This is a genomic window from Deltaproteobacteria bacterium (genome assembly GCA_016223005.1).
GTDB lineage: Bacteria > Desulfobacterota > GWC2-55-46 > UBA9637 > GWC2-42-11 > JACRPW01.
In genome coordinates this window covers 1-4,854 of sequence record JACRPW010000097.1, presented here as the reverse complement: position 1 = coordinate 4,854, position 4,854 = coordinate 1, and the positions used below count along the sequence as shown (strand labels likewise).

The window sequence follows — 4,854 nt, the reverse complement described above, 5'->3', positions numbered from 1 at the left end:
ATCAAACAATACATAGAGTCTCATAATCAGAACCCTAAAATATTCGCTTGGACTGCTTCCGTCCAATCTATTATGAGCAAAATAGCTATAAGTAAAGAAGCGTTGGTAACACTACACTAGAATGAATTAAATAAATCTGATAATCATATAAAAGGCACCTCCTCATCATAGCAAGAATGAATGATTCTTGATATGTTTGGGGAAAGAAGTCCAATCCAACCCCAGGAGGTGCGTATGAGATTATATGCCGCAACAGATTTACATGCAAGCAATAATTATCTTGCCATTATTGATGAAAATGGCGAAAGGAGGTTTAAGCAGAAGTTGCCGAATAAACCTGCCCTTATCCTTGAAGCGCTTATGCCTTACAAAGAAGAAATTGTCGGCATCGTTGTTGAATCCACCTATAACTGGTATTGGCTGGTAGATACGCTCATGGCAGAAGGCTATAAGGTTCATCTGGCAAATCCGGTAGCCATACAGAAATACTCAGGTCTTAAACATGCTGACGACAAGCACGATGCCTTTTGGCTTGCCGAGATGCTCCGGTTAGAGATACTGCCGGAAGGCTACATATATCCCAAAGAAGAACGTCCGATAAGAGACCTGCTTCGGAAAAGAGGACACCTCGTCCGACTCCGGACTTCACTGATAATAAGCCTGCAAAACATCATCAGTAGAAACTGTGGAAAAGAGCTTGACTGCAATTCTATGAAGCGTCTAAAGACAAATCATGTGGCTCCTCTATTGGAGGATAATGAAGACCTTGCCCTTGCCGGAAGTGTCCGCAAGGAAGGCATAGACTTCTTGACCCGCCGGATTAAAGAAATAGAAAAAGCCGTAGAAAATAAGGTTAAAATGCAGGAGCCTTACAGCAATCTTCAAACAATACCCGGCATCGGCAAGATCATCGCCCTTACCATAATGCTTGAAACAGGGCATATTGAGCGTTTTGCGGATACAGGCAATTATGTTTCATATTGCCGCAAAGTGCATTCAAACCTGTCCCCGAATGTTTTAATCGGGGAATGGACGAGCAACGGTAAACAGAAAGGAAAAGGGAACCGGAAGAACGGCAACAAATATCTTGCATGGGCATTCTCAGAAGCGGCTGAACTGGCAAGACGTTTTGATTCAAAGGCACGAGTCTATTATCAGCGAAAAAAGCAGCAGACAAACTTCATGACTTCCCATTGCAATAATAAAGACGCAATGGGAGCCCAGCCATAATGCCCTTGCCCACAAACTTGCAAGCGCTAGCGTATCATATCATGAAGGACAATGTTTCCTTTATGCCTGAGAAGTTATTTGCATAAAGGGATACTGGAACGGTGAACCAGAAAAAGGGGATGGAGAAACCAAAAATCTGATTGGCAAGCCGTTCCATACATAAACACAATGAATAAGAAAAAAGTTATCTACATCTTTACTGCCCATGCCGTGAGCCACCAAGGGAATGGTTAACAACCATAAGAACTGTCAAATACTATTTGGACACGGCATGGAACCGAAGATTTTCTGGTCTGCCGATAGGCAGAAAGGGTCTTTGGATAAGGGTTTCACCAAAGACCTTAATCCTGATGGGTGTCTGATGCAGTGAAGCTTGTTTTCACAAGCGTTCTACTGACATCGAAATTAAAGAAACTGCGGGAATGGCAGAGATGCTTGATAGCTCATTAGTGAAATAAGTCAGCAAGGAAAAAATACTTTTTCTTACTTCGGGATAGTTTTTTCTCTTGACAGGGTGCCTTTTAATGGGTGTCCCCTTTTCCTTCGCATTTGAGTTTGAAGTTTCGTTTTCTTGAGAAGGTATATTGGGATAGACAGGGCATTTGGTCTAAAGGATTTTTCGTCTCAACGGTAGGTATCAATGAGGAAATAATAAGGAAGTATGTTGAAATGCAGACAGAGGAAGACACAGGACAAGCGCAGCTTGACCTGTAAAAAGAACCCCGCCTGTAAAGGCGGGGGTATCTATGTCAACTGCCTTTGCCATGTCTTTTGTGAGATTTGCCCTTGGTATCCGTTTTTCCACAAGCCCTACTTCAACACCACCTCCCCGGAAAAAACCGAACAGGATATACCGTGAAGGCCTTTTTTTCTGATACCTTTTAATAAATATGTCGATCTTTGAAGAAACATCGGCGCTGAAGTATTTTTCACCGCACTGTTTGCATATATCTGCAGGCAGGTCTTCACAGATTATCAGTTCTTTTTGGATGTGAACCTCCAAATCTATTTTTTTATGCTCCAATTCCCCGCCACATAGGTCGCAAAGGTCTTTCTCCTTCATCTCAATCCCACATCCTACCCGAAATGCTTTGTATTTTTATCCTTCATAAACTACCTTCCCTGCCACAATCGTTTTTGAAGCCATTCCCTTCATCCTCCATCCATCAAACGGAGTGTTTTTGCTTTTGGATTTTAGTTTGTCTGCGTCAACAACCCATTCCTTATTTAAGTCAATAATTGTTATGTCTGCGTCATTGCCGACTTTTAGAGAACCTTTTTGAGCAAGTTCTAAAATCCTTGCCGGGTTTGCAGAGAGTTTTTCAATAAGTGCGCTCATGGATAAAACCCCCTCGTCAACAAGTCTTAAAGATAATGGAAATGCAGTTTCCAGACCAATAATCCCATTTGCCGCCTTATCAAATTCCACATCCTTCTCATCAGTATTCTGCGGCGCATGGTCTGTGGCAATTGCATCTATTGTGCCGTCTTTTAACCCAATTTTTATTGCTTCAACATCTTCTGGACTGCGAAGCGGCGGATTCATCTTTGCATTTGTGTTGTAGCCGCTCACCGCCTCGTCTGTTAATGTGAAATGATGCGGCGCAGCCTCTGCTGTAACATTTATGCCCCTTTTCTTTGCATTCCTCACAAGTTCAACAGCGCCTTTTGTGGATATGTGCGCAATGTGCAGTTTTGCGCCTGTCCGTTCTGCCAATGCAATATCCCTTGCAACCATAACATCCTCAACTGCATTCGGAATGCCTTTTAAACCAAGTTTCGTTGAGATAAAGCCCTCATTCATAACGCCGTCTAATGCAAGGCTTAAATCCTCGCAATGCGAAATGACAGGTAAATTAAAGGGTTTTGAATACTCCATTGCCAGCCTCATTATGCGGCTGTTCATAATGGTCCTGCCGTCATCCGATATCGCAATACATCCAGCGTCTTTTAATTCGCCAATCTCTGCAAGGGTCTCGCCTTTAAGACCTTTTGTTACTGCGCCGATTGGAAGGACATGGACAATGCCTTCTTCTTTTGCTTTTTTTAATATGTAGTCTGTTACAGACGAATTGTCATTCACAGGGTCTGTGTTTGCCATACACGCTACGCTTGTCCAACCTCCTGCTGCTGCTGCCATTGTCCCTGTTTTTATATCCTCTTTATATTCATATCCCGGCTCCCTTAAATGCGTGTGCATGTCAATAAAGCCTGGACAGACAATTAAGCCGGCTGCGTCAATACTCCTGACTCCCGACTCCCTACTCCTGACTCCTGACTTTTCTATTGCAGCAATCTTCCAGTCAACACAATAAATATCAAAAATCCCGTCAATCCCATTTGCAGGGTCAACAACTCTGCCGCCTTTTATTAAGAGGCTTGAGGCTGGGGGGTGTGGGGTGGGGGCTTTAATTTTATTCACGACTGCCTCCGAGAAGGAGATAAAATAATGCCATCCTTACTGCAACGCCGTTTTTCACTTGGTCTAAAATCAAAGAATATTTGCCGTCTGCAATATCAGATGAAATTTCCACACCCCTGTTTATAGGGCCGGGATGGAGAATAATCACATCTTTCTTTGCTGTCTCAAGTTTCTTTGCATCCAGACCGAAAAGTCTTGAATACTCCCTGACACTTGGAAACAAGCCCGCCTTCTGCCTTTCCAGTTGAATCCTCAACATCATTATGACATCCGCATCTTTTATTGCATCTTCAATATTATAAAAAACCCTGCATCCCATCTTTTCAATTTCACAAGGGAGCATTGTAGGAAGCCCTGCAACTCTTACCTCTGCGCCTAGTTTTACCCATCCGTAGATATTGCTTCTTGCAACTCTTGAATGAAGGATGTCGCCGATGATTGCAACCTTTAAACCCTCTATCCTTCCAAGTCTTTCTTTAACCGTCAGCAAGTCAAGCAATGCCTGACTCGGATGCTCATGGCAGCCGTCTCCTGCGTTTATAACAGGGCATTGGACAAGTTTTGATAAGATATGCGGCGCACCGCTTGAGGAATGTCTTAGGACAATGCAGTCCGGGTTCATTGCCTCAAGATTTTTTGCAGTGTCTCTCAATGTCTCGCCTTTTACAATGCTTGAAGATGATGCAGAGATATTGACAGCGTCTGCGCTCATTCTTTTTGCCGCAATCTCAAATGATGTCCGCGTCCTTGTTGATGGTTCATAAAACAGGTTTATAATCGTCCTGCCGCGGAGTGTCGGGACTTTTTTGATTTCCCTTTCAGAGACTTCTTTAAATGTTTCAGCAGTCTTTAGAATCAGTTCTATCTCATCCCTTTCCAGTTCCTCAACCCCTAGTATGTCTTTCCTTTTAAGTTTCATACCATCTTGGACTCCTCTACAATAACCTCATCAATGCCATCTATCTCTTTTAAATGCACCTTGACATCCTCTTGCATTGATGTCGGCACATTTTTGCCGACATAGTCAGGTCTTATGGGCAGTTCCCGATGCCCCCTGTCAATTAAACATGCTAGTTGAATATTTTTAGGCCTTCCAAAGTCCATGATTACATTCATTGCAGCCCTTATAGTCCTTCCTGTAAACAGGACATCGTCAACAATAATAATCTTCTTGTTATCAACCGAAACAGGGAACTCTGTTT

5 protein-coding genes and 1 pseudogene are annotated in these 4,854 nt (G+C 43.0%); 2 read left to right on the top strand and 4 right to left on the bottom strand.

Annotation, left to right across the window (positions count from 1 at the left end; genetic code table 11):
• Positions 1-234: 234 nt before the first annotated feature.
• Together HZC45_09475 and HZC45_09470 are read left to right on the top strand one after the other, a co-directional pair.
• Positions 235-1,316, top strand: a pseudogene (locus HZC45_09475) (IS110 family transposase).
• Between the two features lie 469 nt (positions 1,317-1,785).
• The gene (locus HZC45_09470) at positions 1,786-1,944 is read left to right on the top strand and encodes a transposase (protein ID MBI5683367.1); all 159 of its coding nucleotides are present in this window, start codon (positions 1,786-1,788) and stop codon (positions 1,942-1,944) included.
• Here the strand turns inward: HZC45_09470 and HZC45_09465 are convergent.
• The 4 genes from HZC45_09465 to pyrR form a co-directional block, all read right to left on the bottom strand.
• A complete protein-coding gene (locus HZC45_09465) occupies positions 1,868-2,293 on the bottom strand; it encodes a type II toxin-antitoxin system MqsA family antitoxin (GenBank protein ID MBI5683366.1) in 426 nt (141 codons plus the stop codon). The two genes, HZC45_09470 and HZC45_09465, sit on opposite strands and share 77 nt — an antisense overlap.
• A 36-nt stretch (positions 2,294-2,329) precedes the next feature.
• Positions 2,330-3,643: a dihydroorotase gene (locus tag HZC45_09460; protein MBI5683365.1), complete on the bottom strand. Its 1,314-nt coding sequence runs from the start codon at positions 3,641-3,643 to the stop codon at positions 2,330-2,332.
• 1 nt (position 3,644) lies between these two features.
• Entirely contained in the window at positions 3,645-4,571 is a 927-nt protein-coding gene (locus HZC45_09455) for an aspartate carbamoyltransferase catalytic subunit (protein MBI5683364.1), read from the bottom strand.
• Positions 4,568-4,854 (bottom strand): bifunctional pyr operon transcriptional regulator/uracil phosphoribosyltransferase PyrR (gene pyrR, locus HZC45_09450; protein ID MBI5683363.1); only part of this gene is annotated, 287 nt, incomplete at its 5' end. The genes pyrR and HZC45_09455, both read right to left, overlap by 4 nt.